The sequence below is a fragment of the Pelistega suis genome (assembly GCF_013133795.1).
Lineage (GTDB): Bacteria > Pseudomonadota > Gammaproteobacteria > Burkholderiales > Burkholderiaceae_B > Taylorella > Taylorella suis.
On the sequence record NZ_JABGBN010000008.1, the window covers coordinates 49,243 to 72,173 of the forward strand.

The window sequence follows — 22,931 nt, forward strand, 5'->3', positions numbered from 1 at the left end:
ATGGTCAAAGAGAATGTTGAATGCTCTCTATTGTAAAAGAGAATAGCGGTTTAGTGCTTGAAAACCTTACGATTTATAGCTTTATAGTGGTAAAATCCAAGCATTATTATTTCCTCTATCACTATGACTCAAGCTTCTATTGGTGCTGTTCAGCCAGTATTTTTGGACTTTGATGAACCTTTGCCATTGGCAAGTGGTCAGACTATCAATCACTACACCTTGGCAGTTGAAACGTATGGGACATTAAATGCCGATGCGAGTAATGCCGTATTAATTTGTCATGCTTTAAATGCCTCTCATCATGTAGCAGGTATCTATGACGATACGCAAGAAGAAGGCTGGTGGGACAATATGGTGGGTCCTGGGAAGCCATTGGATACGAATAAGTTTTTTGTCATCGGTATCAATAATCTAGGCTCTTGCTTTGGTTCGACAGGTCCTGCGAGCATTAATCCTACGACGGGTAAGCCATGGGGGGCGAGTTTCCCGGTAGTGACAGTAGAGGATTGGGTAAATGCACAAGCTCGAGTGGCTGACTATTACGGTATTAAGCGTTTTGCCGCGGTAATGGGTGGTTCGCTTGGCGGTATGCAAGCGTTGAGTTGGGCAATTCAATGGCCTGAGCGAGTAGCACATTGTATTGTGATTGCAAGTACCCCGGGTTTATCTGCACAGAATATTGCTTTTAATGAAGTGGCTCGTCGCGCCATTATTACCGATCCCGATTTCTTCCAAGGCAATTATTACGAACATAATACTGTGCCACAGAGAGGGCTTTCGGTCGCACGTATGATTGGTCATATTACGTATTTGTCGGATGATGATATGGCAGAGAAGTTTGGTCGTGATCGTCGTAATAAGGCAGAGGATGGTCGTTACCAGTATGGCTATGATGTAGAGTTTGAAGTAGAGTCTTACTTACGCTATCAGGGTGAGAAATTTTCAAAATATTTTGATGCGAACACGTATTTATTGATTACGCGCGCTTTAGATTATTTTGACCCTGCACGTCAATATGGTGCTGGTGATTTAAGTAAGGCCTTGGAAAAAGTGAAGGCCAAATTTTTAGCTGTTTCTTTTACGACGGATTGGCGTTTTCCTCCCGAACGTTCGCGTGAATTGGTGGAAGCATTACTTAAAAATAAACATCAAGTGACTTATGCTGAAATTAATGCGCCTCATGGGCATGATGCATTTTTGTTGGATGACCCGACCTATCATCGAGTGGTCAAAGCGTACTTTGATCGTATTGCTGAGCAAGGGGGGTTAGTATGAGTTTTAATCATTCTATTTTACGCCCTGACTTACAGCGTATTGCGGCTTGGATTGAACCCGGTTCTCGAGTTTTAGACTTGGGTTGTGGCACAGGGACATTACTTAAGCACCTCCAAGAGAGTAAACAAGTGGATGGTGTCGGAGTTGAGATTGATAATGAGCGCATGATTGCGTGTGTCGCCAATGGTGTCAATGTTATCCAACAGAACTTGGAAGATGGGTTGGCATTATTTGACGATAAACAGTTCGATGTGGTTGTGCTATCGCAGACTTTGCAGGCCATGCTAAATACAGAACATATCCTCAAAGAAATGGCTCGGGTAGCTAAAAGAGGTATTGTTTCTTTCCCCAACTTTGGGCATTGGACACATTGGTGGTCAATTTTTAATGGGCATATGCCTGTGACGGGTCAAATGCCATACGAATGGTACAACACACCCAATATCCATTTATGTACATTGAGTGATTTTGAAGCTTTAGCGAATAAGCTGGGCTTGTCTATCCTAACACGTTGTACTTTTAAAGAGGGTGAGGAAATTTCCTTTATGCCGAGTTGGCGTAGTACGCTAGCACTCTATCATTTCCAATCATAATTACGGGTTAATCCATGTCATTTAAACAATATCTCAGCCCTCGTGTTTATCCTTTATTGGTATTGGGGGTGGCGAGTGGTTTACCGCTTGCATTGACGGGTGGCACTTTTCAGGCATGGGCAACAGTTGCAGGTGTATCGTTAAAGCAAATTGGTTTTTTAACTTTAGTGGGTATTGCGTATACCTTTAAGTTTTTATGGGCTCCCTTGATTGATCGCTATGCGCCACCGATACTTGGACGTCGTCGAGGCTGGATGGTCATTGCCCAAGTATTATTAGGCGTGGCCTTAATAGCAATGGGTGTATTGAATCCTGTGCAAGATCTAATTTGGTTAGCTTTATTAGCCACTTTGGTGGCCTTTTTATCTGCGACTCAGGATATTGCTTTTGATGCATATAGTACGGAGGTGCTCGACAAAGATGAGCGTGCAGCTGGGGCGGCCATTCGTACCTTAGGCTATCGTATCGGTATGGTGTTGTCTGGTGGCTTTGGTATGGTGATGGCAGAGCGATGGCTAGGTTGGGGTGGCATGTATATGGTGATGGGGGCATTAATGTTCCTTTTTGCTTTTGTTAGTATGCTTTCACCAGAACCAAAAGAAAGCCAAGCTCCTCGTACTTTACAAGAGGCCTTTGTCGTTCCTTTTAAAGACTTCTTTTCTCGCCCAGAGGCATGGGCAATTTTATTGCTGATTATCCTCTATAAATTGGGAGATGCTTTTGCTGGTGCCTTATCCACTACTTTTTTAATTCGGGGGGCAGGTTTTTCTGCAGAAATCGTAGGGTGGATGAATAAAATCTTGGCGGTTATTGCGAGTATTCTTGGTGCTTTGTTCGGTGGTGCCTTGATGAATAAGCTAGGACTTTATCGCTCCTTAATGTTGTTTGGTATTTTGCAAGCTTTGTCTAACTTAGCGTATTGGTTGGTAGCGGTAGTGCCACAAAACCTACCTGTTATGGCATTAGCAGTTGGTTTTGAAAATATCTGTGGTGGTATGGGTACGGCAGCGTTTGTTGTGCTAGTGATGGGCTTATGTAATGTTAAATATACAGCGACACAGTTTGCGTTATTGACGGCATTATCATCTGTAGGGCGTGTCTTTTTAGCAGGTCCTTTAACCCCTCCTATTGTTGAGGCATTGGGTTGGCCAAGCTTTTTCCTATTGACGGTGGCGATTGCCTTGCCGGGATTGGTGTTATTGCGTTGGCATAAAGCACGGATTGAAGCCATTCAATAACGAGTAAGCTATGTAAATTCTGTTTGATAATGATGACTCTTGATATTGATTAAGGATTGCGATAGGAAAGTCTGCGACAATAGAAGGATGTCCTCATGATAAATATTGGTATTCATGACGATGTCATATTTTTGAGTAAAAATAATTGGGTATACATAAAGAGGCGATTATGTCAGAGAATTTTCAACCCCTTTCACGCATTAAATGTTCAGCACTACATGCAAAGGTGATGACGGCAGAAGAAGCGGCATCATTAATTCCTTCTGGTGCAACGGTTGGCATGAGTGGTTTTACGGGTTCAGGTTACCCTAAAAAAATACCGGGTGCTTTAGCTCAACGTATTCGTGCTGAGCATGATAAAGGTAAGCCATTTAAAATTAATGTCTGGACGGGGGCTTCGACGGCGCCAGAGTTAGATGGTGCTTTGGCAGAGGCTGATGGTATTAATATGCGTTTGCCTTACCAATCTGACCCGACGTGTCGCCAAAAGATTAATACCGGTCAAATGCACTATATGGATATTCACTTATCACATGTGGCGCAATATGCTTGGTTTGGTTTTTTGGGTAAATTAAATATTGCAGTGATTGAGGTAGCAGGTATCCGTGAAGACGGTACATTAATTCCAGCGGCTTCTGTGGGCAATAATAAGACATGGATTGATCAAGCGGACAAAGTAATCATTGAAGTGAATTATGCATTGAGTGAAAAACTCGAAGGTATGCATGATATTTATTACGGTACGGCATTACCTCCTCATCGCAAACCGGTCTTAATTAATGAGCCGGATGAGCGTATTGGCACACCTTACTATACCTGCCCTGCGGATAAAATCATCGGTATTGTTGAAACATATGATCATGATCGTGTTAATCGTTTTAGTGAGCCTGATGATGTGGCGAAAAAAATTGCCACGCATATTCTTAACTTCTTGAAAGAAGAAGTTCGCAAAGGAACATTACCACCAAATTTATTGCCTTTACAATCAGGTGTTGGTGATGTGTCCAATGCGGTGATTTCTGGTCTTCAATATGGTGAATTTGATAATTTGACAGCCTATACAGAAGTGATTCAAGACGGTATGTTGGGTTTGATTAAATCAGGCAAATTAAAAATGGTATCAGCGACCTCATTATCCTTAAGTCCTGAGGGTGTGGAAGAACTCAATGCGAATATTGATTTCTATCGCGAGCGCATTATTTTACGTACCCAAGAAATGAGTAATCACCCTGAAGTTATCCGTCGCTTAGGTATTATTGCGATTAATGGCATGATTGAGGCGGATATCTATGGTAATGTGAATTCAACCCATATTATGGGAAGTGGCATTATGAATGGTATCGGCGGTTCAGGAGATTTTGCTCGTAACTGTTTCTTGTCATTCTTTGTGCGTCCATCGCTTGCTAAAGATGGTGATATTTCTGCGATTGTGCCAATGGTTTCGCATGTGGATCATACTGAGCATGATGTACAAATCATCGTCACAGAGCAAGGTCTAGCTGATTTACGAGGTCTATCGCCACGTCAACGTGCTGAGAAAATCATTGAAAATTGTGCACATCCTGACTACAAAGATAAGTTGCGTGACTATTTTGAGCGTGCGCAACAACAAGGTGCTCAACATACCCCGCATATCTTATCTGAGGCGTTAAGTTGGCACGATAAGTACCTTAAAACAGGCTCTATGAAATAAGAATAGGACATTGAGAAGTCGATGTTGATTTCTTATGAAAGGCAGAGGGTGGTTCTATCTTCTGCCCTTTTTCATTGTGAGAGAGCTGAGGGAGCCTATCTTAGCTGTTTAACGCATAAGATAGGTAAGAGGATTTATAAACTTACATCATAATCAATAGTGAGTGGTGCGTGATCAGAAAATCGCTCATCCTTATAAATATAAGCCGCACGGGCTTTAGCAGCAACTCCCGGTGTAGCGATGTGATAGTCAATACGCCAACCTACGTTTTTTGCCCATGCTTGACCACGATTGCTCCACCATGTGTATTGGTCTGCTTCTTGATTGAGGACTCGGAAGACATCGACAAAACCTCTTTCTTCAAAGAGTTGTGTCATCCATGCACGCTCTTCAGGTGTAAAACCTGAATTTTTGAGATTGCCTTTCCAGTTTTTTAAGTCAATTTCTTTGTGTGCGATATTCCAGTCACCGCAGATGATGTATTCATGACCCGTTTCGCGGTGATGTTTCATCATAGCATCAATCCATGGTCCAAATTTATCTAAAAAGCGGAATTTGGCTTCTTGACGTTCAGGACTGCTTGATCCAGAGGGTAAGTAGGCGCTGATAACGGTTAATTTACCAAAGTTGGCCACAATTAAACGTCCTTCGGCATCAAATTCATCACAGCCCATGCCTATCGAATATTCGGCGGGGAGATTCGTATAAATACCTACGCCACTGTATCCTTTTTTGACGGCATGATTAAATTGTCCTTGGTAATGTAATGGATGGCGTAATTCATCCGTTAAATCCGCATCGCTGATTTTAATTTCTTGTAAGCAGACAATGTCCGCTTGATGTTTATCTAACCATTCAAAAAAACCTTTTTTAGCGGCTGAACGGATACCATTCACATTAACAGAAGTAATTCTTAACACGAGTTTATATTCCTAAGTTTAGTGGGAAGATTGTTTTTCTTGAGGATAGATGGCCGCACCAATAATCAATATTCCCCCAATAATCATTTTTAGCGTTGGCTCTTCATTAAATAATAACCAAGCCACTACGATAGCATAAACAGGCTCGAGAGAAATAATAAGACCGGTTGTGCGAGCACTAATATATTGGACACTACTAACGAATAAATAATGCGAGAATGCAGTACAGATAATCCCTAAAACCGCCAACCAGAGGAGGTCGTTCGTATGGATAGTCATGTCCATAAAAAAGATAAAGGGTAGAGTGACAATAGCGACAATCAAATTTTGCCAAAAAGCAATGCTAATCGGATGTAGTCGCTGACCAATAGTACGATTGACCACCGCAAGGCTACCAAAGCAAAATCCTGACAAAATTCCCCATAGCAAACCTTCAGTATTGGTATTTCTTAAATCAAATTCTGGTGAGACAAGAATCAAACCAACCATCACGATGGTAACGAGTATCCAAGAGGTAAGACTAATTTTATCCTTTAGAACAAAGCGTTCAATAAGAGTGATAAAGGCGGGAAAACTCGCAAAACCCAAGGTCGCCATGGCAACACCACCGACTTTAATGGAGAGGAAAAAGGTACCCCAATGTACGGCAAGTAATATGCCTGATAAGAGGAGAGCGCGAGTTAACGTAGGGGAAATATTCTCGCGTAATGATAGTTTGAGTAAAACAGCGCTTAATCCCAAACTGATAAAGGCAAAGCTAGCTCGACCAAAGGTGATAAAGCTAGCGTCTGCTTGAATAAGAGCGCCCAGAATACCTGTCATGCCAAATAGTATGGCAGCCAGATGTGCAAAGGTTAGCCCTTTTTGATGGTTCGTCATAGAGAGTAAACTAAGGTGAAAGAAACAATACTCCCTAGATTAGCATAAGTTGATGTATTAAGGTAAGGCGTTTAATGAATGGCTCAAAGACTTAACGGCTAAATTTAAATCCACTGACTGTTACCCCACCCATTGTATGGTCTTCATGGTAGTGAATGGTGACGGTGTCCTCACCAGCGGCACCAACCGCTACCATTAAGGGGATAAGATGGTCTTCATTGGTGTGTACAATACGTGCTGAAGGAGCTTGCTCCCAATGAACTAATGCGTCTATGCGTTGCGCTTGAGGTTTATGTAATTGCTGTTGTAACCATTGGTCAAATTCCATCGATGGACGGTGACCTTGCGGATTAAATAGACGCATATTATGAAAGCTCAAACCACTTGCGATGATGAGAATACCTTCATCGCGTAAAGGGGCAAGAGTTTCTCCCAAGCGGATATGGTAAAGTGGGTCAAATGAACGCTCAATAGAGAGCTGGATAATGGGAATATCTGCTTTTGGAAAGGCAAGAGCGAGAGGAACAAATGCCCCATGATCAAATCCACGCTCATTATCTTCTGTGATAATAAATCCGGCTTTTGTGAGACGATGGCTTATTTCCCGAGCAAGTTTAGGGTTGCCGGGAGCAGGATATTGGATATGATAAGTATGCTCTGGAAAACCATAATAGTCATAGAGCATACTGGGTTGAGGGCTGCTCATAATGGCAAGTTGCCCTTTCGTTATCCAGTGTGCTGAAATCATTAAAATGGCTTTGGGGCGCTCTGGGAGTTCCAAAGGAATTTGCTCAATAGCGTGTCGGAGCGTTTTATAGTCGCTATTCCATTCGGGTATCCACGGCCAAGGACCGCCTCCGTGAGAAATAAAGTAAATAGGTTGTTTCATAGAAATCCTTTCATGGGTCGTAAAAGACGAGAAGAGATGATCTATTGTAAGAGAGTGTTTTCTCTAGATAAAGGTTAGTTTAGGCGATGCTGTGTTTCCTAGTAGGAAAATATCTTGTACAAAGATAGCGAGGGTGGCATTGGTGTACGGAGGGAATTCGTATTAAAATGAGACTTTTAAATCACTTACTTACGGAAATTATTATGTCTCAAAATAATCGTCTTGATTTTGTTCGCTTTGCTTTAGCACAAGGGGTATTGAAGTTTGGTGAATTTAAAGTGAAATCAGGTCGATTAAGTCCTTATTTTTTTAATGCAGGGCTTTTTAATAGTGGTCGCTCCATTGGTGCGTTGGCTCAGTTTTATGCAAATGCATTGGTTGAGTCAGGTGTACAGTTTGATATGTTGTTCGGACCTGCTTATAAAGGTATTTCATTGGCAGCGACAACGGCAGTTGCTTTGGGTAGTCATGCTGGCTTGGGTAAAGATGTGCCTTTTGCATTTAATCGTAAAGAGGCCAAAGATCATGGTGAAGGTGGTGTTTTAGTGGGTGCGCCATTACAAGGAAAGGTGGTAATTATTGATGATGTGATTACGGCAGGGACTTCAGTACGTGAATCAGTAGAGATTATTCGACAAGCAGGTGCTGAGCCAGCAGCGGTATTGATTGCTTTGGATCGTATGGAGCGTGCAGGTGCAGATGATGCATTATCCGTACATTCGGCAGTTCAGGAGGTTGAACAAAAATACGGTATGCCTGTCGTGAGCATTGCTTCTTTGAATGATATTATGCAGCTCTTAGAGCAAGATAGTGCTTTTGCAGAACACCAACCGCGTGTAGCGGCTTATCGTGCCAAATACGGCGTTTAGTAAAAACCTGCCTCGCCTTCTGGGCGAGTTTTAAAGCGACGATGGACCCAGTAATATTGTGCTGGGTCTTTTCGTATCCACTCTTCTAATAAGCGATTAACACGAGCGGTTGCTTCTTCAATACTGTCTTCACCGGGGAAATTTTCGAGAGCTGGTAGTTGCTCAATATGATAAATGCCTGTATCAATATCTAGGTAAGTCACTATAGGAGTGACTTTAGCATTAAACATTTTGGCAATTTGTGCTGTACTCGGTAAGGTGGCCGCTTGGATATTAAAAAATGGAACAAAGATAGATTCATTGCGTCCAAAATCCATATCAGGTAGATAATAAAGCGGAATTCCTTTTTTGAGGAAACGCACTAGCCCTCGGAAGCCGTCCTTCCTGCTTAGCAGATGTATCTTATTGAATCGTCCACGCCCTTTACGAATAATATCATCCATACTTGGGTCACGTTGAGACTTGTACATCGTGCAAGCTTCTTTTAGTCGTATTGATAGTGCAGTTGCTGCGGTATCTAAACCAATGAAATGAGGTGCGAGGATGATAATCGATTCTTGCGTATCGAGTAATGTTTGAAGATTTTCAAATCCTTTTAATTGGGCAATTTCATGGATTTTTTGAGTAGAGCCATACCATAATACCCCACGATCAATAAAGGATTGAGTGGTAAGGCGGATATTGCGTTTTACCCATGTTTCAAGTTGTACATCATCTACTTCAGGAAAGCATAGGCGTAGGTTCGTCCGTACAATATGTGTACGACGCTTAGCTAGCTTTGGGAACAACCACGATAAACCTGCACCTAATCTTAGGCGGTTTTTATGTGATAGTTTGCCAATGCTTTTAAAAACAAACTCGATAAAACGGTATTTAAGGCTCTTTTCTATCATGAAGGTATTGTAAAGGAAGATAAGGTTCTTATGTGTAGAAAGTGAGTGTCTTGGTTTTAAAAGCAGATAAAGAATAATCTTATGAAAATAATGGTTTTTTACCTATTGATAGGTTTTTGAATTAAAATAGCAAACTAAATTCGCTGAGTTAAACCAGACAACTTGCGGGGCGAAACACAAAAGCCGCTAAAGCGTCGCACTTATTTTAAAGTTGCTACGCGTTCCTTTTTTATTTTTCAGGACGCACATTCTCATGTCACAAAACGAATTTTTATTTACTTCTGAGTCAGTTTCTGAGGGGCACCCAGATAAAGTTGCTGACCAAATTTCTGACTCCATTCTTGATGCTATTTTAGAACAAGACCCAAATGCTCGCGTTGCTGCAGAAACTTTATGTAATACAGGTTTGGTGGTGTTGGCGGGTGAAATCACGACAACAGCTAATGTGGATTATATTGATGTCGCACGTCAGACAATCAAACGTATTGGTTATGATAATACGGATTATGGTATTGATTACAAAGGTTGTGCCGTATTAGTGGCCTATGATAAGCAATCACCTGATATTGCTCAGGGCGTTGATCGCTCTCCAGAGGAAATCTTAAATCAAGGTGCGGGCGACCAAGGTCTTATGTTTGGTTATGCTTGTGATGAAACCCCAGATTTGATGCCTGCACCCATTTGGTATTCGCATCGATTAGTGCAACGTCAGAGTGAGTTACGTAAAAACGGTACATTGCCGTGGTTACGTCCAGATGCAAAATCACAAGTGACTTTCCGTTATGTTGACGGACGTCCTGTTGAAGTAGATACAGTTGTGTTATCGACTCAGCATCATCCAGATGTATCACAAGCACAAATTAAAGAAGCGGTTATTGAGGAAATTATTAAACCAAGTTTCCCAGAGGGATTGATTACGCCTAATACAAAGTTCTTTATTAATCCAACGGGGATTTTTGTGATTGGTGGTCCTCAGGGTGATTGTGGTCTTACGGGTCGTAAGATTATTGTAGATACTTATGGCGGTGCTTGCCCTCACGGTGGTGGAGCTTTCTCAGGTAAAGATCCTTCCAAAGTGGATCGTTCAGCCGCATACGCTGCTCGCTATGTTGCGAAAAATATTGTTGCAGCAGGTTTAGCTCGTCAATGTCAAATTCAAGTGAGTTACGCTATCGGTGTAGCAGAGCCAATTAATATCACCGTGTATACTGAGGGTACAGGTGTGATTCCTGATGCTGAGTTAGCAAAATTGGTGCGCGAGCATTTTGATTTACGTCCACGCGGTATCGTACAAATGCTTGATTTATTGCGTCCTATTTATAGTAAGTCTGCGGCATATGGACACTTTGGTCGTTCAGAACCTGAGTTTACTTGGGAAGCGACTGATAAAGCCGCTGCACTAAAAGCAGCTGCAAAATAAAGAGTAATTTTACGCTGAGGAGCGCTGCACCAGAGATTCTCTGCTAGGCTCAGGGTAAAAGGAATGAAATAACGGCGCTCATCTTATCTGCCTAATTGTGCATATAGAGATGAGCGTCTTTTTTATGCAGAATTTATCGATAAACATTGGGCAATAAGCCTTATTTTTAAGATGAAAAGGATGAAATAATATGAGTACAGTAGATTACAAAATTGCCGATATTGGTTTAGCAGATTGGGGTCGTAAAGAGCTTTCGATTGCTGAAACCGAAATGCCAGGGTTAATGGCGACACGTGAGGAGTTTGCCGCATCACAACCACTTAAAGGTGCGCGTATTGCTGGTAGCCTACATATGACGATTCAAACAGGTGTACTGATTGAAACGTTAGTCGCCTTAGGCGCAGAAGTACGTTGGGCATCATGCAATATTTTCTCAACACAAGATCATGCAGCAGCAGCAATTGCGGCACGTGGTATCCCTGTGTTTGCTGTTAAAGGTGAGACACTCGAAGAATACTGGCAATATACTCATAAGATTTTTGAATGGCCGGGTGAGCAAGCCAATATGATTCTAGATGACGGCGGTGATGCGACCACCTTATTACATTTAGGCTCAAAGGCAGAGAAAGATATTTCGGTGTTGGATAATCCACAGAGCGAAGAAGAGCGTATTTTGTTTGCAGCTATTCGTGCGAAATTAGCAGAAGATGCAACATGGTATTCAACACGTTTAGCACAGATTAAAGGTGTGACCGAGGAAACGACCACAGGTGTTCATCGCCTTTACCAAATGGCTCAAAAGGGTGAGTTGCGTATTCCAGCGATTAATGTCAATGATTCTGTGACGAAGTCAAAATTTGATAACTTGTACGGTTGTCGTGAATCATTAGTGGACGGTATTAAACGCGCGACCGATGTGATGGTGGCTGGTAAGGTGGCTGTGGTTGTCGGTTTTGGTGATGTGGGTAAAGGTTGTGCTCAAGCATTAGCCGCATTACGTGCTCAGGTGTGGGTATGTGAAATTGACCCAATTTGTGCGTTACAAGCCTCTATGGAAGGCTATAAAGTCGTCACAATGGAAGAGGCGGCGGATAAAGCCGATATTTTTGTCACAGCAACAGGCAACTACAACGTGATTACTCGTGCACATATGGAAAAAATGAAAAATGAAGCCATCGTGTGTAATATTGGTCACTTTGATAATGAAATCGAAGTTTCTGCTTTAGAGGATTTGCAGTGGGAAGAGATTAAACCACAAGTGGATCATGTCATTTTCCCTGATGGTAAGCGTATTATTCTCTTAGCTAAAGGTCGTTTAGTCAATCTTGGTTGTGCGACAGGACACCCATCTTTTGTGATGTCAGCATCATTTACTAATCAAACCATTGCTCAGATTGAGTTATTTACGCGTGGTGAACATTATGAATCAGGTAAAGTGTATGTTTTACCAAAACATTTAGATGAGAAAGTCGCGCGTTTACACTTGAAAAAACTTGGTGTGAATTTATCGAAACTTTCACAAAAACAAGCTGACTATATCGGCGTTTCTGTGGATGGTCCTTATAAACCAGATCACTACCGTTACTAAGATGAGTCGTCAGAATTTTTTTAGCCTAGAGTTCTTTCCGCCTCGTGATGAGGCGGCGAGAGAACGATTGCAACAAACTACACAGGAGCTTTTGGCTGTCGAGCCTGATTACTTTAGTGTAACGTTTGGTGCGGGTGGTTCAACACAGGACGGTACGATAGAAACCGTCCGTATGTTAAAAGCACAAGGGCTTGAGGCAGTTCCACATTTATCGTGTATTGGTAATAAACCCGAACAGATTCTAGCGATTGTAGAGCAGTTCAAGCAGATGGGTGTTAAAAAAATCGTCACGCTACGTGGTGATTTGCCTTCAGGTATGGGCTTGATGGACAATAGCTTGCGCTATGCGAGTGATTTAGTTGCACTGATTCGTCAGCATTATGACGATTACTTCCATCTTGAAGTCGCCGCTTATCCAGAAATGCATCCGCAAGCGCAGTCGCCAAGCGATGATTTGGCACATTTCATTACTAAGGTTAAGGCGGGTGCGAATAGTGCTATCACCCAGTATTTCTATAATGCTGATGCTTATTTTGATTTTGTAGAGCGGTTACAAGCTAAAGGTGTTGATATCCCTGTTGTTGCGGGTATTATGCCGATTACAAACTTCTCACAGTTAAGCCGTTTTTCACAAATGTGCGGCGCAGAAATCCCACGTTGGATTCGTTTGCGTTTAGCCGAGTTTGGTGATGATCGTGCTTCTATTAAAGCATTTGGTACGGAAGTGGTGACAGAGCTGTGTCAGAAATTAATAGATCATGGTGTTCCGGGTATTCATTTTTATACCTTGAATCAATCAGCAGCGACATTAGCGATTTGGCGTAATTTGACGATATAGCTTGAGCGTATGTTTCTCGCATAATAGTATTTAGTGAGTGCTGTCAATAAGGCAAGAATATCCTATGATATTTTTGTCTTATTGTTTTTTAACTTGTTGATTTGTTAGAGTATTGTCTAAAAAGAGAGGGCAGTAATATGCAAATAAAACAAGTGCTTTGTGATTTAACTCCTCGCGAAATACAAGTGATGTGGCTTATCTCCCGAGGATTCCCTAATAAGATTTGTGCCATGAAATTAGGTTGTTCGATTCGAACAATAGAAGCTCATCGTGCCAGTATCTTTAAAAAACTTCATGTTAAAAATGCGGTTGAGCTAGTGGCTATGCTGGCGCGCTACAGGTAATCGCATGATGATACAGATATTTATCGACGGCATATTAATTGTTGTTTTTACCTATCTTTTATGTTGGTATCGTTTCTTTATTTATCATTGCTATTGCCAGTTTCCTCGACACGTTTATTTTTATCAGCATAAGACCTACCAAAGAAGCTCTTCTTATCGCAGCCTATTGTTCTGGGCAATACTTTATATGCTTATTTGGAGCTATGCTTTGCCATTGACGATTACAGTGCCGTTGGGTGTGCTATTCGGGCTATATAGCTTTTTTGTATTGGTATCGAGTCTAGATTTTAAGTTGCGACTACTTCCCTTGCGCTTGTTATGTGGTCTAGCATTATTCATTGTGACTTATCGTTATGCGTTCAATCAGACGATATTCTGGGAGAGTCAAATACAAATGGGGTTGATGAGCGGTTTACTATGGTATATCACTCGCCAAGGTATAGGTCTTGCGGATATTTATTTACTGCTTATTTTGAGCTTCTTATTTCCCATGGATAGGTGGTTATGGCTAATGCTTCTTGCTACATTGATGGGATTGTCCTATGTGCTTATGTTAAGATTAACGCAGATGAGTAGCGTTCAGTCCATTGCTTTTGCGCCTTGGATTTGTTTGTCTGCTTGGTTAATATTATTGCTTACATAGGCATTAAATGGAATATCAACGCGTATTTATTGGGTTAACGGGTGGTATTGGCTCTGGAAAATCAACGGTTTCAAAAATGTTAGCCGATAAAGGCATTGCGATTGTGGATGCAGATAAAATTTCTAGAGAGCTAACACATGCGAATGGTTTAGCTATTCCTGCTATTCGAGAGGTTTTTGGCGATGAGGTGATTACCGAGGATAATGCTTTAAATCGTGCGGTGATGAGAGGGATTGTCTTTTCTCGTCCTGAAGCCAAAAAGACATTGGAGGGGATTATGCACCCCTTGATTCGTGAGCAGATGATTGAGCAGGCCTTGTCAGCTCAAGAAAGTCCTTATATTGTTTTTGATATTCCACTATTGATTGAGTCAGTTGATCGTTATCGTTCATGGTTAACGCGCATTTGTGTGGTGGACTGTGAGGAGGAGACGCAAATTGCACGTGTCCAAGCACGCAATGGCTTGAGTCGAGAAGAGGTGTTACATATTTTGCGAAATCAAGCGACAAGAGAAGAGCGAAAACGTTATGCTGATGATATGATTAACAATGGAAATATGATAAATTTAAGTATGTTAGCCGAACAAGTTAATCATTTACATCACCAATGGTTAGCATTACATACTGCCTAAGAGACGACATTGATTTTATACGAACATCCCTTTAATGAAAGGACGCGTTTTATGATTCGTTTGGAGTATATCTTCAAACAATTATTTGCGTTTGGTCAGAGCCTCTCTACTGATAATCAGCATGTGGCTTTTGCGACCTTATTTCAATTAATGGATGTCTGTGATCGAGGAGATTGTCGTAATTGGGTATTACAGGAAATTGAAAAGCAAAAGCAGAGTTTAGAGGCCTATCGTCATTTTCCTGAAGTGAATCTTAAGGCCTTAGATGAAACTACAGAACGATTAGATAAGGTTGCCAAAACGCTTGCCAATGCGAGTAAATTAGGTAGTCATATCCGTGAGAATGAGTGGTTATTGACTTTAAAAAACCGTTTTTTGACACCCGGTGCGACATCAGCCATGGATTTTCCTGCCTATGCGGCATGGATGAGTGGTCATGAATTAGAGCGTCAGCATGTGCTTCAAGAGCTGATTCAACCTTTTATGCCCTTATATGATGCTATTCATGAGAATTTACTTGTTCTTAGAGAGGCTGCTGTGCCAAATATGGAAAGTAGCAAACCTAATGGTGTTTTTGAAAAATCAATTGGGGGCAAGGTCTACCAAATGGCACGTGTTTGGGTGCCAGAGGGTAAACGAATCTATCCTGAAATTAGTGGCAATAAACATGTTGTGATGATTCGTTTTTTTCAAATCAATGAGCATTTTCGTCATCATTTAGTGAAGGAAGCGGTGGGTTTTAAAATGGCACTCTGCCAGTTATAACCCTAAGCGACGACAAAAGCTAAAAGCGTATTAAATTTTGTTTCAAAACATTGCCTATTAACCATTCTTAGCGTTAAATAAGCGACAATATTGAAAAATATACTCATTTTTCAATTATGCGCACATTGCTTAAATTATTACTACTGGCTCTTATCATTGGGGGAGCCAGTTATTATTATTTTTTCCCATCGTCAATATCAGGTTCTACTGAGTCCTCCTCCTCAAGTAATTCGTCTGGTGGTGCTGTCGCCACAGGCAGTAGAGAGCCAAGAGGAGGCATGGGAGCGATGAGTACTTTAGTAAAAGTCACACATGCTTATCCATCGGCTATTCAGGAAGTCGTGAGTAGTTTAGGGACGGTCATTCCATCACAGTCGGTGACGGTACGTAGTCAAGTTGATGGTATTTTGCAAGCTATTTTATTTGAAGAAGGTCAATTAGTTAAAAAGGGTGATGTCTTGGCAAAGATTGACCCGCGAACTTATCAAGCGGCATTAGATCAAGCAAAAGGCTCATTAGCACAGAATATGGCGAAGTTAAATAATGCTCGTCAGGATTTAAAACGTTATCAAACCTTATTCAAACAAGACTCTATTGCACGACAAGAGGTGGATACACAGCAAGCTTTGGTGCGTGAATATGAAGCCAATCAAAAGACATTACAAGCTGCAGTAGAGCAGGCAGAGCTTAATTTAGGTTATACATCTGTTGTGGCTCCTATCGATGGTCGACTAGGCTTGCGGACGGTTGATGTAGGCAATTTAATTACCGCCAATAGTACAGAGGGTTTGGTGGTTATTACACAGACACAACCTATTGATGTTAGTTTTGCGATTCCTGATAGTTATATTGATAAGGTGGCAAAGGCCTTTTATGCGGGAAAAAAATTGAGCGTAGGTATTTCGAGCAAAGATAATTCGAGAGAGCTAGCGCAGGGCGTATTAGTGTCTATGGATAACCAAGTAGATAGCACGACCGGTACGGTTAAACTAAAGGCGCGTTTTGATAATCAAGATTATCAGCTGTTCCCTAATCAATTTGTGAATGCAAAAATTGTATTACAAGACATTCAGGGAGCCTTGGTTTTGAGTAATGATGCGATTCAATACAATAACGAAGGGGCATTTGTGTACCTTGTCCAAGATGATAATACGGTAAAAACACAAGCGATTAGTCTTGGGGTGGTCAATAACGGTTTAACGCAGATTCTTTCAGGACTGAGTGAGACGGATAAAGTCGTGATAGAGGGATTAGATCGTTTACGTAATGGCAGCAAAGTAGAGATTGTGAAGTGAATATCTCCAGACAGTTTATTTTAAGACCGGTTGCCACGCTGTTATTAATGATTGCATTAGTGATGGGTGGTATTCTCGGCTATAAGCAGTTAGCGGTTTCTGCTTTGCCTCAGGTAGATTATCCGACTATTCAGGTCACTACGCAATATCCCGGGGCCAGTCCAGAGGTTATGGCCTCTTTGGTCACCAGTCCTTTGGAGCGTCAATTTGGTCAAATGCCGGGATTGACGGTTATGCGCTCATCAAGCTCAGCAGGCAATTCAGTGATTACGTTGCAGTTTTCACTGAATTTGTCTATGAGCGTCGCAGAACAACAAGTGCAAGCTGCTATTACGGCAGCGAGCAATTTATTGCCCGCTGATTTGCCCAGCTCCCCTATTTATAGCAAGGTCAATCCAGCAGATACGCCTGTGATGACCTTGGCCATTGTGTCGCATAATTTACCTTTGCATGAGGCACGTGACTTAGTTGAAACGCGTATTGCACAAAAAATTGCTCAATTGGACGGTGTAGGTCTATTAAGTATCTCTGGTGGGCAAAAACCGGCAATACGTGTACAGGTTAATCCTCAAAAATTAGCGAGTAATGGTTTAAGTTTGAATGATATTCGAACGGCTATTGATTCGAATAATATTAATTCACCCACAGGTAATTTTGACGGTCCACAACGTTCAACAACGGTTTATGCTGATGGACAGTTACGTACGCCAGAACAATATAAAGAGCTTATTCTTACTTACAACAATGGTGCAGCATTGCGCCTAAAAGATGTTGCAGACGTAGTCAGTGATGCAGAAGATATTCGTCAAGCGGCTTGGTTTGGTCAGCAGCCAGCTTTGCTGTTGAATATTCAGCGTCAACCTAATGCCAATGTGATTGAAGTTGCTCAAAAAGTACAACAACTCTTGCCTAGCTTGCGTCAGAGCTTACCCAATACGATTGAAATTGATGTGGTATCGGATAGAACCATTTCTGTAAAACAATCCATTACCCATGTTCAAAATGAAATGATGATGGCGATTGCATTGGTGGTATTGGTCACCTTTGTTTTTTTACGAAGCCTAACAGCAACATTTATTCCTTCGGTGGTGGTGCCGTTATCCATTGTGGGTACGTTCGCTATTATGTATTTTCTGGGCTATAGCCTAAACAATCTATCGCTAATGGCATTAACGATTGCGACGGGATTTGTCGTTGATGATGCTATTGTGATGATTGAAAATATTGCACGACACATAGAAGAAGGTGAAAGTCCTTTAAATGCGGCTTTAAAGGGGGCTCAAGAAATTGGATTTACGCTAGTGTCTTTAACTATTTCTCTGATTGCTGTCTTAATTCCATTACTGTTTATGGGAGATGTGATTGGGCGCTTATTCCAAGAGTTTGCGGTGACATTAGCCGTGGCGATTTTATTGTCGCTGCTTATTTCCTTAACGCTGACGCCTATGCTTTGTGCCTATTTACTAAAAAGCAATGTGTCACATAAAGAGAGTCGTTTGCAATCGGTATTACGAGAAACGATTGATGTGATATACCGATGGTATGAAAAAGCATTAAATGTGGTGTTGAGGCATCAAGCCCTTACCTTATTGATTGCGGTAGGAACCTTGGTATTGACGGCGGTTTTGTATCTTGCCATCCCGAAAGGTTTTTTTCCTATACAGGATACGGGAATGATCCAGATGGTCACGGAAGCACCACAATCATCTTCGTTTAAGCGTATTTCTGAAAGACAACTTTCAGTGGTTGCTTTAATTGAGCAAGACCCTGATGTCGCCTCTATTTCTTCTTTTGTCGGTGTGGATAGTTCAAATGCTACATTGAACACAGGGCGTATTTTGGTCCAATTGCATAATGATCGTGAGCGTAGTTCTGTGCAGGAGGTCATGCAGCGATTACAAGAGAAAGTCGGGCAATTATCCGATATTCAAGTCTATATGCAAGCTGTACAAGATTTAACGATTGATACACAAGTTTCTCGGACGCAGTATCAGTTAAGTATGAGTGCAGTAGATGGGGAATTACTTAAAGAATGGGTTCCTCTAGTGGTTGAACGATTGAAAACCTTACCTGGCTTATGGGGAGTGACGGATAATTTCCAGACCAATGGGTTACAAGTTAGTGTTGAGGTCAACCGCGAGCTTGCTTCGAGACTCGGTGTGACAATGGCGAGTGTTGATGAGGCTTTATATAACGCCTTTGGTCAGCGATTGGTGTCGACGATTTTTACACAGTCTGCTCAATATCGTGTGATTCTTGAGGTGGCAGAAGAGTTTAGACAATCGCCAGATAACCTTAACGATATTTATGTCGCCGGTAAAGACGGTATGGTACGTTTAGATAGTATTGCGACGATTAAGCATGGTGCCATGGAGTTAGAAAAACAGCGACTAGACCAGTTCCCTGCCGCATTAATTTCCTTTAACCTGAGTGAGGGTTATGCCTTGTCAGAAGTGGTAGATGATATTTATCAAACCGCAGATACACTTGGGTTACCAAGTAGTGTGAGTCTGCAGTTGCAAGGGTCAGCATTAGCCTTTGAAAGCTCCTTGACGAATACGCTGTGGTTATTATTGGCGGCAGTCTTTACGATGTATATTGTTTTAGGTGTGTTATACGAGAGTTATATTCATCCTGTCACGATTTTATCTACTTTACCGTCTGCAGCGATTGGGGCATTATTGGCATTAATGTTGACCGGACAATCCTTAGATATGATTGGTATTATCGGGATTATTTTACTCATTGGTATCGTCAAGAAAAATGCCATTATGATGATTGACTTTGCGCTACATGCTGAGCGTGAAGAAAGGTTACCTCCTAAAGACGCTATTCATAAGGCGGCCTTATTGCGGTTTAGACCGATTTTAATGACAACATTAGCCGCCTTGTTTGGCGCTATTCCTTTGATGCTATCGACAGGCTTAGGGGCTGAGTTAAGAGCGCCCTTGGGTTTAGTGTTGGTAGGTGGATTGTTATGTAGTCAGTTATTGACAGTCTTTACGACACCCGTGATTTATTTATTCTTTCACCGTTTTCAGCGCATGGGAACCCACCAAGCGGGGCAAGAATGAGTTTTACAGGCCTATTTATTCATCGTCCCATTGCGACAACATTGCTGGCCTTGGCAATGAGTGTGATGGGCGTGATTAGTTATTTTTTGTTGCCAGTAGCGCCGTTACCGCAAATGTCCATCCCCATGATTTTTGTGCAAGCTCAATTATCAGGAGCAAGTGCTGAGAATATGGCCAGCAGTATTGCCACACCGTTAGAGCGCTCATTGGGGAGTATTTCAGGATTGAGTTCAATGAGCTCTAATAGTTCTGAGGGAAGTACGCGTATCTTTTTAGAGTTTGATATTAATAAAGATATTGATGCTGCGGCGCAGGAAGTTCAGGGGGCAATTAATGCTGCTCGCCCTCTATTGCCTAGTAGTATGAAGACGCCCCCCAGTTATCGTAAATTGAACCCATCCTCTATGCCTATTATGGCGTTGGCACTGACCTCAACACGCTATGATCAGGGTAAGCTTTATGATTTGGCGAGTACGATTCTAAGTCAAAAACTATCGCAAATTGAGGGAGTGGGTGAAGTTTCTTTGGGAGGGAGCTCTCTACCTGCCGTGCGTGTAGATTTAAACCCTTATGCGGTCGCAGCGTATGGTGTGACTTTGGCTGAAGTTCGACAAGCGATTAGTCAAGCGAATACTTTATCCCCTGCGGGTTTAGTTGAAAATGAAGAATATCGTTGGCAAATCAAGACGAATGGCAAATTAAATAAAGCAGTTGACTTTCGAGATTTAGTTATTCGTTGGCAAGGTGAAAACGCTTTAAAACTTAAAGATGTCGCCAATGTTTATGATTATATCGAGAGTGAGTTTAATAGTGGTTTTTATAATAATGATAAAGCGGTCAATATTCTGATTCGTCGAGAAGAGCGAGCTAATATCATTAAAACCGTGGATAGCATTAAGGCAAATATAGAGGAGTTACGTGCTTTATTGCCTGATGAAGTGACGCTATCGATTGTACAAGACCGTAGTCCAAGTATTCGAGCCACTTTACATGAGGCGGAGTTAACGTTAATCATCGCTATTGGTTTGGTCATTTTTGTGGTTTGGTTCTTTTTGGGAAATTGGCGAGCAACGTTGATTCCTGCCATTAGTGTACCGGTTTCTTTACTAGGTACGTTTATCGCGATTTATTTACTCGGTTACTCCTTAAATACGATTTCGCTAATGGCATTGATCGTCGCGACAGGGTTTGTGGTGGACGATTCTATTGTGGTGCTAGAAAATATTATGCGCTACATTGAAAAAGGCATGAGTCCCTATAAGGCGGCATTACAGGGTGCCAAGGAAGTAGGGTTTACCGTATTAAGTATGAGCGTGTCCTTAATTGCTGTTTTTATTCCATTGCTATTAATGAATAATCTCATTGGCGTGTTGTTTAAAGAGTTTGCAATGACGCTATCCTTATCTATTTTGGTGTCTTTACTTGTTTCGTTAACATTGACGCCTAGTTTATGTTCTCGCTGGTTACGCCAAGAAAGTCATACGTCAAAGAAGTTTTTTGTATTTCGTTGGTTTGATAAGGGATTTGAGTTTTTACAAACAGCTTATCAACGTAGTTTACGATGGGCATTGAAATTTAAGTTCTTAACCTTATTGATGTTTTTAGCGACTATCGCTTTAAATGTTTATATGTTTATCACCATTCCTAAAGGGACTTTTCCTACACAAGATACGGGCGTAGTGATGGGTTTTTTTAGGGTAGACCAAGGAACTTCTTTCCAAGCCATGTTACCTAAATTGGATTATTACCGTAAGATTATCGTGGAGGATCCAAATGTTGAAACGGTGATGGGTTATGCGGGTGGTCGAGGAGGTTCTAATAGCAGCTTTTTGATGATTCAATTAAAGCCTATCGGTGAGCGAACGTTAGGCGGACAAGAAGTCATTAATAATCTACGCAGAAAGTTTGGTCAAGTACCGGGCACACAGTTATCTTTGGTTCTTCAGCAAGATATTCGAATGGGTGGTGGACCTCCTGGAGGCTCTACCGGCTCGCAAGATTTAATTCTCAAGGCAAGTGATTTAGAGGTGTTAAGAGAATGGACACCTAAGGTGAAAGTCGCTTTAGAACAATTGCCTGAACTTAAAGATGTCATGCAAGGAACGCAAGATAGTGGACGTCGTTTTGAGTTGCAGATTGATCGCGATGCCGTGAAGCGTCTTGGTGTCGATATGAGCTTAGTCACTGGGACCTTAGGCAATTTATTTGGTTCATCACAGGTCTCAGTGATCTATGAGGATTTAAATCAATACTATGTGGTGATGAGTGCTGCACGAGAGTTTTCTCAAGATCCCAATATTATCAAAGACATTGTTTTAATCGCGAGTGATGGTGCGAAAGTTCCTCTAAGTAGTGTCGCTACTTTTACCACAGGACCTGCGCCAGCGAGCGTACGTCACCAAGGCTTACAAGTGTCTGATTCGGTATCGTATAACTTAGCTGAGGGTATTACGATGCAACAAGCCAATCAAGCCGTTAATCGTGCGTTGGAACTGATTAATTTACCTACCAACTTAATTCAGGTTGAGGGTGGTGGCGATATGCAGTTATTGCAACAAAGTACTCAGCAACAACCGTTGTTAATTCTTGCGGCCATTGTAGTGATGTATATCGTATTGGGGATTTTGTATGAAAGTTTTGTCTTGCCGTTGACGATTTTGTCTACCTTACCATCGGCAGGGGTAGGTGCTTTAGCGGCACTTATGTTGATTGATATGGAGTTCACCCTGATTGCACTTATTGGTGTGTTTTTATTAATTGGTATTGTGAAGAAAAATGCCATTATGATGGTGGACTTTGCGGTGAGTCGTGAACGCGAATTAAATGAAACACCAGAACAGGCTATTTTTGAAGCCTGTGTTGTGCGTTTTCGTCCCATTATGATGACTACCGTAGCGGCGATTTTTGGTGCTGTTCCCTTGATTGTCGCCACAGGAGCGGGTGTGGAAATGCGTCAACCATTGGGCGTGACGATTGTAGGTGGTTTAATACTTAGTCAGATTTTAACGCTGTATTCTACCCCGGTCATTTATCTATTATTGGATAAGATGCGTCATCGTTTTATTAAGAAGCAAGTTGTTTAAT

General features: G+C 41.7%; 19 protein-coding genes and 1 riboswitch. Of the genes, 15 read left to right on the forward strand and 4 right to left on the reverse strand.

The features are described from left to right. The first annotated feature begins 123 nt into the window (after positions 1-123). From metX to scpC, 4 genes are all read left to right on the forward strand, one after another. A complete protein-coding gene (gene metX / locus HKX39_RS09050; RefSeq protein ID WP_171681002.1) occupies positions 124-1,275 on the forward strand; it encodes a homoserine O-succinyltransferase MetX in 1,152 nt (383 codons plus the stop codon). Continuing rightward, on the forward strand, positions 1,272-1,868 hold the full coding sequence (gene metW / locus HKX39_RS09055) for a methionine biosynthesis protein MetW (RefSeq protein ID WP_171681003.1): 597 nt from the start codon (positions 1,272-1,274) through the stop codon (positions 1,866-1,868). The genes metX and metW overlap by 4 nt, the downstream gene beginning before the upstream one ends. A gap of 14 nt (positions 1,869-1,882) precedes the next feature. After that, complete coding sequence (locus HKX39_RS09060) at positions 1,883-3,106, forward strand: AmpG family muropeptide MFS transporter (protein WP_171681004.1); 1,224 nt, start codon at positions 1,883-1,885, stop codon at positions 3,104-3,106. A 169-nt stretch (positions 3,107-3,275) separates the two neighbouring features. Then, positions 3,276-4,799 (forward strand): succinyl-CoA:acetate CoA-transferase ScpC, encoded by a 1,524-nt coding sequence (gene scpC / locus HKX39_RS09065; protein ID WP_171681005.1) that lies wholly within the window; start codon positions 3,276-3,278, stop codon positions 4,797-4,799. A gap of 134 nt (positions 4,800-4,933) precedes the next feature. Here the strand turns inward: scpC and HKX39_RS09070 are convergent, their stop codons facing one another. From HKX39_RS09070 to HKX39_RS09080, 3 genes are all read right to left on the reverse strand, one after another. After that, a complete protein-coding gene (locus tag HKX39_RS09070; protein WP_171681006.1) occupies positions 4,934-5,719 on the reverse strand; it encodes an exodeoxyribonuclease III in 786 nt (261 codons plus the stop codon). 18 nt (positions 5,720-5,737) lie between these two features. Further along, the gene (locus HKX39_RS09075; protein ID WP_171681007.1) at positions 5,738-6,598 is read right to left on the reverse strand and encodes a DMT family transporter; all 861 of its coding nucleotides are present in this window, start codon (positions 6,596-6,598) and stop codon (positions 5,738-5,740) included. 91 nt (positions 6,599-6,689) lie between these two features. After that, positions 6,690-7,487 carry a DODA-type extradiol aromatic ring-opening family dioxygenase gene (locus HKX39_RS09080; protein WP_171681008.1) on the reverse strand — a complete coding sequence of 266 codons (798 nt, stop codon included), beginning with the start codon at positions 7,485-7,487 and terminating at the stop codon, positions 6,690-6,692. A gap of 203 nt (positions 7,488-7,690) precedes the next feature. On the opposite strand from HKX39_RS09080, the gene pyrE reads away from it, so the two are divergent. After that, a complete protein-coding gene (gene pyrE / locus HKX39_RS09085; RefSeq protein ID WP_171681009.1) occupies positions 7,691-8,356 on the forward strand; it encodes an orotate phosphoribosyltransferase in 666 nt (221 codons plus the stop codon). Here the strand turns inward: pyrE and HKX39_RS09090 are convergent. Continuing rightward, complete coding sequence (locus HKX39_RS09090) at positions 8,353-9,249, reverse strand: lysophospholipid acyltransferase family protein (RefSeq protein WP_171681010.1); 897 nt, start codon at positions 9,247-9,249, stop codon at positions 8,353-8,355. The genes pyrE and HKX39_RS09090 overlap by 4 nt on opposite strands. 253 nt (positions 9,250-9,502) lie before the next feature. Between HKX39_RS09090 and metK the strand changes: the two genes are divergently transcribed. The 10 genes from metK to HKX39_RS09140 all read left to right on the forward strand — a co-directional run bounded on the left by metK (position 9,503) and on the right by HKX39_RS09140 (position 22,930). Further along, the gene (gene metK, locus HKX39_RS09095; protein ID WP_171681011.1) at positions 9,503-10,669 is read left to right on the forward strand and encodes a methionine adenosyltransferase; all 1,167 of its coding nucleotides are present in this window, start codon (positions 9,503-9,505) and stop codon (positions 10,667-10,669) included. 10 nt (positions 10,670-10,679) lie between these two features. After that, positions 10,680-10,756, forward strand: a riboswitch (S-adenosyl-L-homocysteine riboswitch). A 103-nt stretch (positions 10,757-10,859) separates the two neighbouring features. After that, complete coding sequence (ahcY, locus tag HKX39_RS09100; RefSeq protein ID WP_171681012.1) at positions 10,860-12,257, forward strand: adenosylhomocysteinase; 1,398 nt, start codon at positions 10,860-10,862, stop codon at positions 12,255-12,257. Position 12,258: 1 nt separating this feature from the next. Continuing rightward, positions 12,259-13,095, forward strand: a complete 837-nt coding sequence (gene metF / locus HKX39_RS09105; RefSeq protein ID WP_171681013.1) for a methylenetetrahydrofolate reductase [NAD(P)H] — start codon at positions 12,259-12,261, stop codon at positions 13,093-13,095. A gap of 137 nt (positions 13,096-13,232) precedes the next feature. Then, positions 13,233-13,439 (forward strand): LuxR C-terminal-related transcriptional regulator, encoded by a 207-nt coding sequence (locus tag HKX39_RS09110; protein WP_171681014.1) that lies wholly within the window; start codon positions 13,233-13,235, stop codon positions 13,437-13,439. A 187-nt stretch (positions 13,440-13,626) separates the two neighbouring features. Then, positions 13,627-14,082: a prepilin peptidase gene (locus HKX39_RS09115; RefSeq protein WP_171681015.1), complete on the forward strand. Its 456-nt coding sequence runs from the start codon at positions 13,627-13,629 to the stop codon at positions 14,080-14,082. A gap of 7 nt (positions 14,083-14,089) precedes the next feature. Continuing rightward, positions 14,090-14,713, forward strand: a complete 624-nt coding sequence (coaE, locus tag HKX39_RS09120; RefSeq protein ID WP_171681016.1) for a dephospho-CoA kinase — start codon at positions 14,090-14,092, stop codon at positions 14,711-14,713. 9 nt (positions 14,714-14,722) lie between these two features. Continuing rightward, the gene (gene zapD / locus HKX39_RS09125) at positions 14,723-15,478 is read left to right on the forward strand and encodes a cell division protein ZapD (protein ID WP_171681017.1); all 756 of its coding nucleotides are present in this window, start codon (positions 14,723-14,725) and stop codon (positions 15,476-15,478) included. 116 nt (positions 15,479-15,594) lie between these two features. After that, positions 15,595-16,773: an MdtA/MuxA family multidrug efflux RND transporter periplasmic adaptor subunit gene (locus tag HKX39_RS09130; protein WP_171681018.1), complete on the forward strand. Its 1,179-nt coding sequence runs from the start codon at positions 15,595-15,597 to the stop codon at positions 16,771-16,773. Next, positions 16,770-19,847 carry an efflux RND transporter permease subunit gene (locus HKX39_RS09135; protein ID WP_171681019.1) on the forward strand — a complete coding sequence of 1,026 codons (3,078 nt, stop codon included), beginning with the start codon at positions 16,770-16,772 and terminating at the stop codon, positions 19,845-19,847. The genes HKX39_RS09130 and HKX39_RS09135 overlap by 4 nt, the downstream gene beginning before the upstream one ends. Beyond that, positions 19,844-22,930, forward strand: coding sequence for an efflux RND transporter permease subunit (locus HKX39_RS09140; RefSeq protein WP_171681020.1), 3,087 nt, complete (start codon positions 19,844-19,846; stop codon positions 22,928-22,930). Before HKX39_RS09135 ends, HKX39_RS09140 begins: the two co-directional genes overlap by 4 nt. Position 22,931: the final 1 nt, after the last annotated feature.

What these genes read in the sequence shown, in the direction of transcription:
- metK (WP_171681011.1), top strand. Translation starts at nt 9,503, where the DNA reads ATGTCACAAAACGAATTTTTATTTACTTCTGAGTCAGTTTCTGAGGGG.
- ahcY (WP_171681012.1), top strand. Translation starts at nt 10,860, where the DNA reads ATGAGTACAGTAGATTACAAAATTGCCGATATTGGTTTAGCAGATTGG.
- HKX39_RS09060 (WP_171681004.1), top strand. Translation starts at nt 1,883, where the DNA reads ATGTCATTTAAACAATATCTCAGCCCTCGTGTTTATCCTTTATTGGTA.
- pyrE (WP_171681009.1), top strand. Translation starts at nt 7,691, where the DNA reads ATGTCTCAAAATAATCGTCTTGATTTTGTTCGCTTTGCTTTAGCACAA.
- HKX39_RS09110 (WP_171681014.1), top strand. Translation starts at nt 13,233, where the DNA reads ATGCAAATAAAACAAGTGCTTTGTGATTTAACTCCTCGCGAAATACAA.
- HKX39_RS09080 (WP_171681008.1), bottom strand. Translation starts at nt 7,487, where the DNA reads ATGAAACAACCTATTTACTTTATTTCTCACGGAGGCGGTCCTTGGCCG.
- metX (WP_171681002.1), top strand. Translation starts at nt 124, where the DNA reads ATGACTCAAGCTTCTATTGGTGCTGTTCAGCCAGTATTTTTGGACTTT.
- HKX39_RS09130 (WP_171681018.1), top strand. Translation starts at nt 15,595, where the DNA reads ATGCGCACATTGCTTAAATTATTACTACTGGCTCTTATCATTGGGGGA.
- metF (WP_171681013.1), top strand. Translation starts at nt 12,259, where the DNA reads ATGAGTCGTCAGAATTTTTTTAGCCTAGAGTTCTTTCCGCCTCGTGAT.
- HKX39_RS09075 (WP_171681007.1), bottom strand. Translation starts at nt 6,598, where the DNA reads ATGACGAACCATCAAAAAGGGCTAACCTTTGCACATCTGGCTGCCATA.
- HKX39_RS09115 (WP_171681015.1), top strand. Translation starts at nt 13,627, where the DNA reads ATGCTTATTTGGAGCTATGCTTTGCCATTGACGATTACAGTGCCGTTG.
- HKX39_RS09140 (WP_171681020.1), top strand. Translation starts at nt 19,844, where the DNA reads ATGAGTTTTACAGGCCTATTTATTCATCGTCCCATTGCGACAACATTG.
- scpC (WP_171681005.1), top strand. Translation starts at nt 3,276, where the DNA reads ATGTCAGAGAATTTTCAACCCCTTTCACGCATTAAATGTTCAGCACTA.
- metW (WP_171681003.1), top strand. Translation starts at nt 1,272, where the DNA reads ATGAGTTTTAATCATTCTATTTTACGCCCTGACTTACAGCGTATTGCG.
- HKX39_RS09090 (WP_171681010.1), bottom strand. Translation starts at nt 9,249, where the DNA reads ATGATAGAAAAGAGCCTTAAATACCGTTTTATCGAGTTTGTTTTTAAA.
- coaE (WP_171681016.1), top strand. Translation starts at nt 14,090, where the DNA reads ATGGAATATCAACGCGTATTTATTGGGTTAACGGGTGGTATTGGCTCT.